We start from the raw sequence: 14,244 nt of genomic DNA on the forward strand, positions 1-14,244 counted from the left end.
CCGCCCCTTCTTGACGATCATCAAAGGGCGACCCTGGAGGCGACTGTCTCGGCAAAGCGGGCCAAGGAGTCGATCTGGACTTGCAGATCCGAGGGGTCGCCGCCATACAGGAACCAGGGGACGACCTGGGCATCGGTGACCCCCAGATCGGCGAGGCGTCGGAAGCCGTCAACATCGAACACGTCCACTGCCAAGACGTTGACCTCGAAGCCATCGTCGGTCGACCTGCCAACGTCCACGAGGTGGGCACGCAGGCGGGCAAGATGATCGACCAGGTCGGCCTCCACGCAGTTCGCCGAGATCCACCCATCGTTTCGGACCGCTCTCGCCATGGCGACATCGCTATGACCACCGACCAGGATCGGAACTGGTTCGGTCGGCGCCGGCGAGATCATCAGCCGGTCGAAGTCGTGGTGGATGCCGTGGTGCTCAATCCAGCGCGTGCCGGCACCAGAACAGACAGCTCGCACAATCTCGATGGCCTCGTCGGTGCGGGCCCCGCGCGTCCGCTTCGAGGTGCCAGTCCACTCGAACTCCTCGGGCATCCATGACACGCCGACTCCGAACCGGAACCGGTTTGCCGACAGGGCTGCGATCGAAGCCACCTGTTTGGCCACCAGCAACGGCGACCGAAGTGGAAGCTTGTACACGTTGGTCATGAACCGCAGCCGCTCGGTCACCGCGGCCATGGCTGGGATGGCCACGAACGGGTCGACGAATGGCGTGTCGGGGGCCCACCAGCGATTTCCATCATCGCTGAACGGGTAGTCCGCACTCACCGACTCAGCGAAGAAGACCGAATCGGGCACTGCCACAGTGTCGTACCCGTGCTCCTCGGCGGCTTGGGCCAGTGGCACGAGGTGGTGCGCCGGAAGCATCGGGAACGGGACGGTAAACCGCATGCCCGCAAGCTATCGACGACCGCAGCGTTCGGCCTACGCCTGGCAGGACAACCGCTGTCCAAGCGCCGAGGAAACCGGTGTCGAACAGGGGCATCAATTGCACACAAGTCCGACCAGTGGATCCAGATTGAGGCACCCGGCGGACAACTCACGGCCCCTCCTTGACCTGCTTCACAGACCTTGACATCGAACCGTTGCCGGGGGTCGAGTTAGCGGGTCGGCTCCTGATCGAAGCTCGGCCTCGTCGGAGCCGGGGGGTCAGAAGCGATCGAGGGGTCCGCTGTGGTGACGTTGCGGCGGGTGAGGAGGCGCATGGCCACGTTCGAACGCCGCCACTCCAGCAGTGACCACCAGAACAACGGCACCGCCAGAGCCAAGGTGACCATCACCTGAACCAGAGACGCCGGCGTCAACTCATAGCCCTCGGCCTCGACCATCGCCGCCATCACCATGAAGGTGTACGACAGCAGCCGGAAGATTCCAACGGTCCCGGTGCAGGCGGCCAGGGTGGCGAAAAGGGTGCGACGGGTCGGCGACCAGATGGCGTGCGGCTCGGAGTCCTCCACCTTTCGGGCCCATGCTCCAGCCCCCGCCCCGATGGGTGTGGCCACCAACATGACGGTCAGCCAGGTGGCGATGTCGATCTCGTTGGCACCACCTTGGAGGGCCAGGTGGGCGGCCGTACCCGCCCCCAATGCACCGAGGCCTGCCCCCCAGCACTGGGCGATGTAGAGGAGGCGGTGGCGGTCCGAGGCTCGCAGTGATCGCAGAGCCACCTGGGCTGCCGAGTCGGCATCCCAGCCGGCCTGCACCAGTTGGGCACAGATCTGGTCGGGGGTGGCGCCTTCGTTTCGGCGCTGCACCAGCCAGGTCTTCATAGGGCTGTTGCCGACCAGTTGGAGGGGAGTTCCGCCCACGATCGGGTCGGGCTGGGCCGGTGCCTGGTTCGACACGACGCTCGATCCGACGGGTGGGGCCGGTGGGGGTGGGAATGATGCGGGCATGACGGGCTCCTGTTCTCGGCGGGCGCCGTGCCCGTCGTCAGGACCACCGTGCGCCAACGAACCCGTTCAGCCCATCGGGCCGATCCCCCATTCATCGCTGGGGGTACCCACCCAGGCTGGGCGTTTTGATCCGCCAGACCTCGACCCCCTCGAGGGCCATGCCCCATCGCTCTCACAACCCGAAGGTCGCAGGCTCAAATCCTGCCCCCAACCAACGAATCCGAGGGCTCGCACTCTCCACGAAGAAGACGGAACTCCTGCACGGAAGCGCCGCCGTTGACGTGGAGTCGGGTGAGGGACAAGCGCCCCGATGCCGAGATCGCGATCGCCTTCCCGCGCTTCACCACCTACGAGAATCTGGTGCAGCGGACGATGGTGTCCTTCGGCCTGCTCGGCTTCGGCGTCTACTTCGTGAATGACAACGGCTCGGTCGACCTCGTGCTTCCGCACCGTCCGGTCGGAGACGAAGTGGCGGAGCCGGCGGCAATGACCGCGCTACCGGAGGTCGGTGAGGCCCGCGGCGCTGCAGTGGGCCGCGAGGCGACGTGCCGGGCCGAGATCCTCGATGCCTTCGATCGGCTGAAGCGACGCGACGGCCGGGCCGTGTTCGCTCCGGTCGAGATCATCCAGGAGGTACTCGCCGTCACCGATCGCTACCCGGAGCACACCATCCGCACCGAGATCGTCTCTCGCATGTGTGCGGAGGCACCCGTCCACCACGCTGCTTCCTATAACGACCTCGAGCGCGTGGGCCGTGGCAGGTATCGAGTGCGACGATGACCCCCCGCCCCGGAATCCGCTAGCCCAGATCCAGCAGTGGCGACGATCGACCTAGTGTTGGAGGGGTAGGTCATCGTATCCGTTTGTAGTACACCGACTCATGTGTCTGACCCGTTCGACCTCGAGTTCCTCGACGACGAGGATCCGTTCGAGATCGACGACCAGGCCGCCCACTCTTTTCAGCGTCGGTGTGATCCGGCGATCTGGTGGGTGATGACCGCGATGCGGTTCCAGGCATTGATCGCAGCGATCGCGATCACCAGCGCCCCGAGCTGATGATCATCGAAGTGCTTGGTGGCACGTCGCCAGATGTCGTCAGGCACGGGGTCGGTGCTGTCGGCGAGGCGGGTGGCGGCCTCGGTGAGCTCGAGCGCGGCGCGTTCGGCGTTCGTGAAGTAGGGGGCATGTCGCCAGGCGGCGACGACGAACAATCGCTCGGTCGTTTCACCGGCCACCGCGGCGTCGTGGGCGTGCATGTCGACGCAATAGCCGCAGCCGTTGATCTGGCTGGCGCGCAGCTTGACAAGCTCGAGGATCGTGGAGTCGAGGGAGCTGCTGCGGAGGAACTTCTCCACTCGTAGCAGCCCGTTGTAGCCGTCGGTGGCGACGGTCGACACGTTGAGTCGTGGTTCCATGGTGTGCCTTTCTGGATGATGAGTGTCCGATTCGGGGGCGTGAGAAGGTTCGGTTGGTTCGGTAATAGGGTGAGGTCAGAGGGCGGCGAACCGTTGGCGGGTCTGCTCACGCAGGCCGGGCACGCTGCGTTCGGCGTCGGCCTGTACGTCGGCCAACGTTTGCGAGCTGAGCTGCTGGCGCCACTGGGCCTCGGCGTCGTGCATCGTCGCCGCGATCGCGCACGGTGCGGCGAAAGACGACCGTGGAGAGCGGGCACCGATCCCGCAGCGACGGATCTCGGAGCAGCGGAACGCCGGATCCTCACCCTCGACCGCGGCAACGACGTCGTACATCGTGATCGAGCCGAGGCCGCGCCGCAGCGCGAACCCGCCGTTGCCGCCCCGGGTCGACTCCAAGATCCCGGCTCGCACCAGCAGTTGGAGCTGCTTGTTGAGATACGGCGCCGGCAGCTCGAACGCGGCCGCCAACTTCACGGCGGGAACGGTGGCGTCGGGGCCAAGCCAATCAAGCAGCAGGCAAACGTGCGCTCCCCACTCGACGCCCTCACCGATCCGCATGAATCAGAGGCTAGACGTCCGATTCATCGTCGAGCAATCCCTCATCGAGGCCGCGTGCCCAGCCGCCTACTGGCGCGGCGCGAGAACATCGGGCCGTGGCGATCGAGCACAGGCCACGCCCTCCCTGTCGAGCACGGCGCGGTGGCTGGGAAAGGGGTCATAGTGCCCACTGTTCGACCAGCTCAAGGAGCGGAGGCCCTCAGGATCGTCCATCAGACAAATGTCGACCAGGGCCACGACCCGTGGGAGTGGGCAGGCTGGCCGCCACGGCTGCAGCCTCAATGGTGGGAGCAACGTGCTCGGCGATCGTCCTGGAACCTCAATGACCAAGTGATGTGCTCGCAGAACGCCTCGGCACCAGCGGCGCGCTCTACTGAGATGTCGATGGCCGATGCGGTGATCGAGTGACGGGAGCTATCTCCGAACTGCGTCGGCCGCGCTGATCCGTCGGCGGCGGGCCAGGACTGCGGTCACGCCCACGGCGCCCAGGGCGGCGCCGAACCCGATCATCGACCCCAGCGATGACCCTCGGTCCTCAGATTCGGTCACGGTGGTCCGACCCAACCCCCCCGACCCTGAACCGTCAGAGCCCGTGCCGGTGCCGGTGTCAGCATCGGTGCCACCCGGCTCCGATGCTGACCCGTCCGCCTCATCGGGCGAAGGCACAGCAGACGAGATCCCTGTCCCACCATCCGCTGGGACGGTCGTGGACCCAAGGTCGGGTTCCGAACTATCAGGCTGATCCCCACCGAGGGTCGGAGCGGGGACCCCGTCAGGAGCGGTGGAGGCCGGTGGAGCGGTGGGCGGTGGCGTGGTGGGGGGAGGTGCGGTGGGCATCGCTGATGCCGCCACGGCCTCGGTTCCCTGCGTGGCAGGGCGCGGGGCCGTGCCCCGGCTGAAGGACCATCCTTCGATGTCTCCGTCGGCCACCACCGATGCCCCTCCGCCGCCACGGGCGTACTCACCGTTGCGGAAGTAGGCCCAGTACTCCACCGACTTGCTCAGGCAGTTCGGGGGGTCGTTGCCGACCCCCAGCAGGCGACAGACCGCCCGACCTTGACCGGTGTAGGACTCATAGAGCGGATCGAGGCCGGGGATTGTGGCCGTCGCCAACTCCAGAGCGTCCAGCCCGGAGATGGTTCCGCTGAAGGAGATGCACGCCGACCACACCGGGCCTTGGCCGGGATCGACCACCACCGTGGCGCGGCTCGGGCCACCGGTGGCCGTCGCCGTGCCCCCGATGGGCCGACATCCACCGCTGGGCTCGGCCGCGGCCGGCCCCGGTGACAGTCCGACTGCGGCCGCCGACGTCGCCAGCATGGCCAGAGCCATCAGCCAGGCTCGGACCCTATGGGCGCGCCAACCAGATCTCTCGGCCCGGACCGTGTCCGGCCTGCTCGTTCTCACTCGAGGACCGCCCGTCAGGCGTGGCGGTGGAAGTACTCGGTGGACCCACCGATACCAGCCAGAATGGCCTCGACGCGCGTCGTGGTCAGACGCTGAGCCCAATAGGCGCGACCCGCTGCATCCGCGCTGCGGCCGAGCATCACCTGGTAGGCGTTGTCCACCTCTTTCTGGCGGTATTCGAGGCTGGCCACCAGGTCATCGGCGATGATGCTGACCGGCTCACCGGCGTCGAGCCGCTGAGACCAGTAGGTCTTGCCCGCGGTGTCGGGGGTACGTCCCAGCACGGCCCGGTAGGCGTTGTCCACGAAGCCGGCGGTGGTGCTACCCGAAGCGGCGTAGAACTCGGCCGACCCGGTGAGGCGGACCAGCACCCGAGAACGGGCGTCCTTGACCAGTTCCCCCGACCAGAACACCCGGCCCGAAGGATCAAGATCACGCTGGAAGGCCCGCTGGAACAGGTCCTGGGCTGCGGTCTCCCGGCCGGCCTGGCTCATCGAGATGGCATGAGCGGCCTGGGTGCGGGCCGACCCGACGGCCACGTTGGCCCCGACCTGGGCGTGGCCGATGGTCTCAGCCGACGACGACGCCGACGCCAGATCCGCGGCCAGGGCGTCGACCAGGTCGACCTGTTCGGCCCGCAGGTTCCACTGGGCGCTCACGGCCTGGAGAGCTTGGGCGGTGGCGAAGTTGTTCACACCGAACTCGTCGTTCGGGCTGGCCACTCGACCGCTCGCCAGTTGCTGCGCCGCCAGCCAGGTGTAAGGCGAGGTGTAACCAGACCCGGTGCCCAACACCTTGCCGAACGGTGCCGACCAGTCGGCGCGGGTCACGTCGACCTTGACGGCACTGAGGGCGATGACCGCCATGGAGGTGGAGTTGGGATCATCGGAACCAAAGGCCTGCCAGGCACCTGAAGCCTGCTGGCCTTGAGCGAGGAACGTCACGGCCTTGACCACGGTGGGGTCCGTGGTGTCGAGACCGGAGGCCTTGAGGGCCAGGACGGCTAGCGCGGTGGTATCCACCTCACCAGCAGCCTCGGGGTCCTGGTCGCCGCCGTAGTTCCACGAACCATCGGGCCGCTGCGCAGCACGGATCTGGGCGACCAGGCCCGCGGGAATGGTCTCGCGCAGACCTTCCAGGGCGAGGGCAGCGTAGAGGGCGCCGTTGAACTGGGCGCCGAAGTCATAGGCCCCCGACTCGAGTCGGTGCTCGTTCATGCGGGCCAGCAGGTCAACTGGATCCGCGCTGTTGTCCGACGGGTCGAAGTCGGTGGCCGACTGGCCGGTGGGAGCCACGACCAAGGCCAGGAGCTTGGCGGCCTGCGCCCCGGCGGCCTGTCCTTGTGGTTCGGTGGCTCCATCGACCAGGGCATCGATGGAATCGAAGGGGGACTTGCCGTCCTTCTTCACCGCGCCAACGGCCGCTGACGCCGAGGTCGGGTTCCACGGCTGACCCACCAAGGAGTGAGCGGCCAGACCCAAGATGACGTCGGGCGTCTCGAAGCCGGGGAAGTCGCTGATGTCGAATCCGCCGTCAGCGCGCTGGGTGCCGACCAGGTAGGACACCGCCGAGTCCCGGCCGGCGACCCCGGAAAGGCGAGCGTTATCGGCACCAGCAGCGCCGGGTACCACCGAAGCCAGGCCGACGGTGGAGGCCAGGGTGGCTCCGACGATCACGCGGGACGGACGACGAGCAGACATGTTGACCTCCTGGGATCCCGTTCCACGGGGACCCGGTGTTGGGGTGACCGACCGGTTTCGGACGGTGGTGCGGCAGGTTCCTGGCTCCCGACCGAGATCGGTTACAGCTGCGGGTCAGCGTCGGACTCTCACCGAACTTCCCCTCCGGCCCACCGAGGCGGACCGGCGTCGGCAACTTCCGGGTTGCCGTCGGCCTACACGTGGTGCGTACGGTACGGGCACCCGTCCCCGGTGGTCAACCGTGCATCGACCGGATCGGGACCACCGCCCGGCCCATGCGCACCACCAGCCCGCTCCACGCCGTCACCTGGTCCCTGTGGGCCGTGGCCGCCGCCGCATCGGTCCAACTCGCGCCCAGCCCGGTGTACGTGGCGCTGGTGATCGCGGTGGCTCTCCTGGTGGTAAGTGCCCACCGACTGGACCACACGTTGGCCTCGGCCTTTCCACTGTTGGTCGGGTTGGGCGTTGTGTTCGCCGTCTTGCGCGTGGTCCTGACCGCGCTCACCACCCACACCGACGGCGTCGGTGGTCCGTCACCCGACACCTGGTTCACGCTGCCCCAGGCCACGCTCCCACGGATCCTCGGCGGGTTCACCGTCGGCGGCACCGTCGAAGGCGTGATCGTGATGTCGGCCGCGGCCCAAGCCTTCGCTGTCGTCGGGATCATCGCCGCCTTCGGGGCGTTCAACGCCGTGGCCTCCCACCACGAACTGCTCCAAGCCACCCCCCGGGCTTTCCACGAACCCGGCCTCATCGTGACGGTGGCCTTGGCCTTCGTACCGTCCACCGTCACGGCGATCTCGGCAGCCCGTGAGGCCGACCGGGCCCGAACCGGCGGACGGGTGGTCCGTCGAGGACGCCTGGTGCGCACCGCCGTGCCCATCTTGGAGTCGGGTCTTGAACGAGCCGTGGCCCTCGCCGAGTCGATGGATGCCCGCGGCTTCGCCCGACACCGCGCCAGCCGGCGGGACCGGACCGCGGCGTGGCTGGGATTCGCGTCGCTTGCCGCTCTGGGCGCTGCCTTCGTGGCGCTGGTGGGTAGAGCACCCGACTGGGCGGTGGTGGCGGCCGGGGCCGGGACCGTGGGACTGGTGGCCGCGGTGGTCACCGCCTCGCGGGGCACGGCAACCACCCGATACCGACCACGACGATTGGCCCGCCTCGACGCCGGAGTCATCACCATCGTTCTCGGCGCCCCGGTCGTGCTCACGCTGCTGAGGGCTTCGGGCCACGAGACGCTGACCTGGTGGCCCGACCCGGTCGTGTTCCCGCCGTTCTCGCTGTGGCCAGCGCTGGCCATCGCCCTGCTGGCGGTGCCCGTGCTGGTACCCCCCGGTGAGAAGGAATCCCGATGACGGCGAACAGAACGGGAGAGGTCCACTGGGACGGCGTGGGTTTCGCTTACCCCGACGGGCCGGCCGTGCTGAACGATGTAGCGCTCCACATACCGGCGGGTGAGGTGGTCCTGGTGGTCGGGGACTCGGGGTCGGGGAAGTCGACCCTGCTGCGAACCGTCAACGGCCTGGTGCCTCACAGTTCCGGCGGACGGTTCCGGGGCGAAGTGACCGTGTCGGGTCGATCCACGGCCACAAATCGACCTCGCGACCTCGCCGATGTGGTCGGGTTCGTTCACCAAACCCCCGAGGCCCATTTCGTGGTGGACCACGTCGAACACGACATCGCCTTCGCCCTCGAGAACCTGGGTCTGGACGAGGCGACCATGCGCCGTCGGGTGGAAGAAGTCCTCGACGCCCTGGCCATCGCCCACCTCCGACGACGATCCCCTGCCACCTTGTCGGGTGGGGAGCGCCAACGCTGCGCCATCGCCGGGGCGCTGGTCACCGCGCCCGCGGTGTTGGTCCTCGACGAGCCGACCTCGATGCTCGACCCCCAAGGCGCCGATGATGTCCTCGGCGCCCTGCGACGGCTCAACGAAGACCTCGGTACCACAGTGGTGGTGGCCGAACATCGCCTGGAACGAGCCGCCCCTCTCGCCGACCGAGCCATAGTCCTCACCGACGGGCAGATCACCAACGACGGGCTGCCGTCACTGGTGTTGCCAACAACTCCCGGGGCACCTCCGGTGACCCGCCTAGCTACCGAGATGGGATGGGATCCGCCCCCTCTGACGGTCCGAGAAGCGAGGGCGTTGGCCCGGGCTACGCCCCGACCGACGTGGGCGGCCGAGACCGCGGATCCCCCGGTTGTGCACCCCGGCCCCACGCCAGGCGATGTGTTCGTGCGCGCCGCCGGGGTGACTGTGGCTCACGGACAGACCGCCGTTCTGCGCAATGTCGACCTGGAGATCCGCTCCGGCGAGGTGGTAGCCCTTCTCGGCCGCAACGGCTCAGGGAAGACCACGCTGCTGCGGACGCTGGCCGGCGCCCATCCGACAGCAGACGGCGAAGTGACCGCCACCGTCCCGGTGGCCCACGTCCCGCAGGAACCCGATTCTCTGCTGTATGCCGAGACCGTCCGCGCCGAAGTGGAGGCCACCCTCAGGCTGATCGGTCGGGCCGACAACGAGGCGGTGGAGCGATGGCTGGCCGCCCTGCGCCTCGAGGACTTGGCCGACCGCCACCCCCGGTCGCTGTCGGTAGGCCAACGCCAACGGGTAGCCATCGCCGCGGTGGCAGTCGGGAATGCCCCGGTACTGGTCCTGGACGAACCGACCCGCGGCATCGACGCCACCTCGCTGCAAGCCTTGGAGGCGGCGATCATCAGCCACCGTGACAATGGCGGGGCGGTGGTGCTGGCCACCCACGATGTGGAACTGGCGGCCCGGGTGGCATCACGAGTGGTGGTCCTGGGAGATGGCGAGGTGGTGGCCGAGGGGCCGACGCGCCAGGTGCTGGCCGGTTCGTTGTTCGCTCCGCAGGTGCTGCGTGTGCTTCCCCCGTTCCTCACCGTTGCCGAGGTAGCCGCGGCCCGCCGCCGAGCCCGCGACCTCCAACCATGACCTACCCGTCGACACCGTCGTTGGTGGAGAGGTCGCGCACCACCGCTGTGTACCTGCTGGTGGTGGTGGTCGGGGTGGCCGCCTTCCTCTACCCGTTCTGGATTCCCGGCGAGGCCCTTCCGGCCGAGGCCCACGCTGGTGACGCCCCCCTGATTGCCGCCGTGGTCGGAGCCCTAGCGGTGGCGGCGGTGACCCTGGAGGTTCGGCGGGGCACCATGAACGGCACAACCGTGGCGTTGCTGGGGATGCTGTCGGCACTCGCCGGGCTGATGAAGCTGCTTGACCTTCCCGGAGGTGGCAGTGGGTTGTTCTTCTTGGTGATCCTGGCCGGCGCCGCCTTCGGGCCTCGCTTCGGCCTGCTGCTGGGGCTCACATCGTTCGTGGTGTCGGCCGTACTGTCGAGCGGGCTGGGTCCATGGCTGCCGTTTCAGATGCTCGCCCTCGCCTTCATGGGAGCCGGAGCCGGACTGATCGGACGGGTCACCATCCGTCTCGATCGACGGGTGGAGGTGGCGGTGCTGGCTTTTTACGGGTGGGTGTGGGGTTTCCTGTTCGGCGCCATCATGAACCTGTGGTTCTGGCCGTTCGTCCGTGACGGCAGCGAGCTGAGCTGGGAACCAGGCATGGGCTTGGGCCAGACCCTCCGCCACTACTGGTCGTTCTATGTGGCTACGTCGTTCGCGTGGGACGCGGCTGGAGCCATCGCCAACGCCATCATCATCTTGGTTGTGGGGCGAGCGTTGCTGGCGCCTCTGCGTCGCCACGCCCACCGACTCAACCCCGTCGTAGTCCTCGATCGGTCGCCGGCCCCGAACAACGAACGCCACCTCGTTTAGCCTGGATCCACCGAAAGGCAGAGCTTTCCGGCGGAGTTCGGTAGCCGGCCTGACGGACGACGTCTTCGCTGCTGCGACCGGCAAAGCCGATCTCCGCAGGTCAGGGGCTCCGCCACAAAGGGCTCTGCCCCCGAACCCCCGCCCAGTCCTGTGACTTCAGCTCGTCAGACAGCCGAGCACTAACGGTGGCCGCACAGAGAACCCGTCTCGCCTGGGTGACCATGGAGAATCGAGCACAACCCAAGATCGATCGGTGGATCGAGGTTTAGTTGACGAGCAGATGCCCGGGCACTCATCGCCTCGGCCGCTGGCCTGTCGCGAGCGATCAGCTCACCAGGAGATGGTGACCTCGATCTCGGAACCGTCGGCGTCGATCTCCACCTCGAGCTCGAAGCTCACCTCAGCGGGAACCTTGACGGTGACCGGCGCGCCGTCTCCGACCACCTTCACCTCGTTGTGCCGTTCGAGCTGATCGGCTAGGTCACGCAGGCGCGCCGCCGCCTGTTCACGTGTCATCGACTTCTCATCTTCGTGCTCGAACAGATCCACGTTTCGCTCCATTGTTCTCGATGTCGGGAACACCCAGCCTGTCATGTGACCGGCCGTGAGTTACGCCGACCGCGGCGACGGCCTCACCCGTCAGCCACCTACCAGGGGGAGGACTTGGTCGACGGTGGCGATGCCGTCGAAGACGACCTCGCCATCACGCAGGGCGAGGCTCCGGTCGACGCGGTCCACATACGCGGGGTCGTGGGTGGCAACCACGGTGGCGGCGCCGTCGGTGTGGACCTCATCCAGCAGTTCGAGCAGCACCGCCTTGCCTGGTTGATCGAGCCCGACGAAGGGCTCGTCGACCAACAGGAGCGAGAACGGGCGGACCAACGCCAACACGATCGACGTCTTCTGGCGAAGTCCTCGACTGAACGTGGCGGGCAGATCTTCGACACGGGCCGTCAGCCCCAGCCTCTCGCACAGACCTTCGGCATAGTCGTCCCAGCCGTCACCGCCGTGGAGGCGGGATACGTACTCGACGTGTTCGCGCAGGGACAGGTCGTCGTAGAGAACCGGGTCGTCGGGCAGATAGGACGTGGTGGCCCGTGCGTCGATGTCTCCCACCTCGAACCCCGCCACCTCCAGGCTCCCCGCTGTCGGCTCCAACAGCCCGGCTGCCATCCGCAGGAGGGTGGACTTGCCCGAGCCGTTGTGGCCGATCAGTGCCACCGACTCCCCCACCCCCACCGACAGGTCCAACGGCTGGAGTGCAACGACCCCGTCGTAGGTCTTGGTCAGCCCGGCCGCGGCCAGCGCCGGGGCAGCATCGACCAACTGAGGAGCGGCGCGTTTGTCGGCGGTCATGGGGTTCTACTCCCTGATCTGAGATGTCGGGTCTGAGGGCAGTTCGGGCGATGAGCTAGCGGCCGTTCCACCAGATGAACCCGAACCCGGGTCAACGGGGTCAACGGGGTCAACGGGCAAGCCGCCAACCGAACCAGCCGTAGCGCTGGGATTCGGGCTAGCAGCGGGTTCGCGGTCGCGGGCTCTTCCGATGGGCTTGGAACTGGTTCCGCCCTGGACTCCGACGGGCGCGGGTCCGACCGACTGCGAGGGCTTTCGCCGTGTGCCGGCTGGTGGCGTGGAACCGGACCGCTTTCCGCTTCCCCTATCGGCACCACCGTTGTCGACAGCACCATGGTCGCCCTCGCCACCCCTGGACCCGTCGGACGGTTCAGCACCACCCGAGTCCACGCCCACCGACTCGCGCTCGGCGGCCTCACGCTCAGCCGCGGCGCGCTCCAACGCCTTGGTCGGCGATGCCTCCTCCATGGCCGTTCGGATCCACTCGTGGATGGGATCGTGGAACCGCACCCAGCCCGCCACAAGGACCGCCACCACCACCAGCGGCATCCCGCCCAAAGCCAAGGCCGGTACCAGGTCGTCACCGCGACCGAGCGCGGCCCGGGCCAGAAGCAATGGTGCGGTCCCCGCCACGGCCATCCCCGGTGGCCAGGCTGTGCGCATCACGGTGCGAGCACCGGCGATCTCGGGGGTGGACATGGACAACACGTCCACCGCGGAGGGGGCTCCTTGGATCGTGCTGACCACCGCGCCACATCCGGCCAACAGCCCAACGGCTAGGCCGCTCACCACCGCGGGAGCGAACTCCACCCGATCGCCGAAGGGCAGGGCGGCCACCACGCCAGCCACCAGGCCCGCCACCGCAGATACGCCGTAAACCACTGGGAGGTGGCCCAAGAAGAGGTGACCCCGCTCCACCGGGAAACCGTCGGTTCGCCCCGGGTGGTCGACCTCTTGCCCCAGCGGCTCGACCGCGTCGAGGGCGGCCACCCACAGGGCCAGGCCGGCGGCCACCACCAGCGGGGTCGTTCCAGCCCACACCCCGCGCAGCGCGAACCCGGCGACCACCGCTAGGCCGATAACCCGCACCAGGCGGGTGGCGGGCCAGCGGCACACGCTGCGCACACCCCGTCGCAGGATCGGCCAACGGGCCTGTCGGCGACTCCCCCGGATCCAAGGCTTGGCTCGCGGACGTTCCTGCGCCAACTGGCGGCGCAGGACCATCACGGTGCGAAGGTCCTGAAGGGTCACGGCAAAGCGAAGTTGGCCGACCAACGCGGTCCTTCGTTCGGCCGCCTCCAGCGAGGTGGCCGCCACCCTCGCCACCCCGACCCCCACCAGGACCAGAGCCAATACCGGACCGACCAGCCCCAGCGGATCCGTGTCCAGCGGCCACACCCCCAGGGCGCCGATGACCGTGGTCGGCGCCATCGGCAACTTGCCGGCGACGTCACCCACCGACCACACCACCAGGCCGAGGCCGAACGCGGTTGCGATCCAGCGCGGTAGACGGATCCCCGATGCCGTGAGCGCAGCCCCGAACCCCAAGGCCACCGTGACCGCCCCGAAGGCCGCACCGACCATCAACCACTCTGCCGGGTTGCCGGGAAGGCGACGAAGCGCCAGCTGCCCGGTCGCGGCGCCCACCCCGGCGCCTACGGCCACCAGGAAACGAACCTGGCGAAGGGCCGGACCGCGCAAGGCCACGGCCCGATCCACTGGAGCCAGGAGCACGTGGCGCACGTCGGCGCGCTCGAGAGCAAGAGGTCCACCGCGACTACCCGATCGCAGCCCCACGAACAACGCCACCGCGGCCAGAAGCCCGAGGACGGCGGGCCCGTGGTCGCGCACCTGGTCGAGACTCGAACCTGAAACCTTCCCGTCGCCGACGAACCCCGACAGGAACACCAGCGCAACTACCGCCACCAGAGCGGTGACGTACACCTGGTACAGGGCATCGACCCAGTGGATGGCCGCTACACGCTGGCGACGTCGGGCCTTGCGTAGGTCGCCGATGACCACGGCAGATTCGGCGGCTGTCAACGACACGTCGGTCGACGCTACCCAAGCGATGTCCAAGCCACGCGGTCAGCCCGCTACCCACTGG

At 68.1% G+C, this 14,244-nt stretch carries 13 protein-coding genes and 1 riboswitch; of the genes, 4 read left to right on the forward strand and 9 right to left on the reverse strand.

Annotated features, from left to right (window positions below; translation table 11 throughout):
• Positions 1-20: 20 nt before the first annotated feature.
• Entirely contained in the window at positions 21-902 is an 882-nt protein-coding gene (locus IPG97_06345; protein ID MBK6856176.1) for a TIGR03619 family F420-dependent LLM class oxidoreductase, read from the reverse strand.
• 209 nt (positions 903-1,111) lie between these two features.
• Positions 1,112-1,906, reverse strand: a complete 795-nt coding sequence (locus IPG97_06350) for a hypothetical protein (protein MBK6856177.1) — start codon at positions 1,904-1,906, stop codon at positions 1,112-1,114.
• 291 nt (positions 1,907-2,197) lie between these two features.
• Here IPG97_06350 and IPG97_06355 point away from each other — a divergent pair, with 291 nt between their 5' ends.
• A complete protein-coding gene (locus IPG97_06355) occupies positions 2,198-2,686 on the forward strand; it encodes a hypothetical protein (protein ID MBK6856178.1) in 489 nt (162 codons plus the stop codon).
• Positions 2,687-2,865: 179 nt separating this feature from the next.
• On the opposite strand, the gene IPG97_06360 is transcribed toward IPG97_06355, so the two are convergent.
• From IPG97_06360 to IPG97_06375, 4 genes are all read right to left on the reverse strand, one after another.
• Positions 2,866-3,321 carry a carboxymuconolactone decarboxylase family protein gene (locus IPG97_06360; GenBank protein ID MBK6856179.1) on the reverse strand — a complete coding sequence of 152 codons (456 nt, stop codon included), beginning with the start codon at positions 3,319-3,321 and terminating at the stop codon, positions 2,866-2,868.
• Positions 3,322-3,396: 75 nt separating this feature from the next.
• Positions 3,397-3,879: an Rrf2 family transcriptional regulator gene (locus tag IPG97_06365; GenBank protein MBK6856180.1), complete on the reverse strand. Its 483-nt coding sequence runs from the start codon at positions 3,877-3,879 to the stop codon at positions 3,397-3,399.
• A gap of 414 nt (positions 3,880-4,293) precedes the next feature.
• On the reverse strand, positions 4,294-5,211 hold the full coding sequence (locus tag IPG97_06370; GenBank protein ID MBK6856181.1) for a hypothetical protein: 918 nt from the start codon (positions 5,209-5,211) through the stop codon (positions 4,294-4,296).
• A gap of 89 nt (positions 5,212-5,300) precedes the next feature.
• Positions 5,301-6,986: a DUF4214 domain-containing protein gene (locus tag IPG97_06375; GenBank protein ID MBK6856182.1), complete on the reverse strand. Its 1,686-nt coding sequence runs from the start codon at positions 6,984-6,986 to the stop codon at positions 5,301-5,303.
• A gap of 53 nt (positions 6,987-7,039) precedes the next feature.
• Positions 7,040-7,168, reverse strand: a riboswitch (cobalamin riboswitch).
• Positions 7,169-7,261: 93 nt separating this feature from the next.
• Here IPG97_06375 and IPG97_06380 point away from each other — a divergent pair.
• The 3 genes from IPG97_06380 to IPG97_06390 are packed head-to-tail and all read left to right on the forward strand — an operon-like array spanning position 7,262 to position 10,781.
• On the forward strand, positions 7,262-8,341 hold the full coding sequence (locus IPG97_06380) for a hypothetical protein (GenBank protein ID MBK6856183.1): 1,080 nt from the start codon (positions 7,262-7,264) through the stop codon (positions 8,339-8,341).
• Entirely contained in the window at positions 8,338-9,945 is a 1,608-nt protein-coding gene (locus tag IPG97_06385) for an ATP-binding cassette domain-containing protein (GenBank protein ID MBK6856184.1), read from the forward strand. Before IPG97_06380 ends, IPG97_06385 begins: the two co-directional genes overlap by 4 nt.
• Complete coding sequence (locus tag IPG97_06390) at positions 9,942-10,781, forward strand: ECF transporter S component (protein MBK6856185.1); 840 nt, start codon at positions 9,942-9,944, stop codon at positions 10,779-10,781. The genes IPG97_06385 and IPG97_06390 overlap by 4 nt, the downstream gene beginning before the upstream one ends.
• Before the next feature lie 330 nt (positions 10,782-11,111).
• Here IPG97_06390 and IPG97_06395 read toward each other — a convergent pair whose 3' ends face one another.
• From IPG97_06395 to IPG97_06405, 3 genes are all read right to left on the reverse strand, one after another.
• Positions 11,112-11,342 (reverse strand): amphi-Trp domain-containing protein, encoded by a 231-nt coding sequence (locus IPG97_06395; protein ID MBK6856186.1) that lies wholly within the window; start codon positions 11,340-11,342, stop codon positions 11,112-11,114.
• A 78-nt stretch (positions 11,343-11,420) separates the two neighbouring features.
• On the reverse strand, positions 11,421-12,137 hold the full coding sequence (locus tag IPG97_06400; protein ID MBK6856187.1) for an ABC transporter ATP-binding protein: 717 nt from the start codon (positions 12,135-12,137) through the stop codon (positions 11,421-11,423).
• A 6-nt stretch (positions 12,138-12,143) separates the two neighbouring features.
• Complete coding sequence (locus IPG97_06405; protein MBK6856188.1) at positions 12,144-14,186, reverse strand: hypothetical protein; 2,043 nt, start codon at positions 14,184-14,186, stop codon at positions 12,144-12,146.
• Between the last annotated feature and the right edge of the window lie 58 nt (positions 14,187-14,244).

The sequence above is a fragment of the Microthrixaceae bacterium genome (genome assembly GCA_016702505.1).
In the GTDB taxonomy this organism is placed as follows: domain Bacteria; phylum Actinomycetota; class Acidimicrobiia; order Acidimicrobiales; family Iamiaceae; genus Aquihabitans.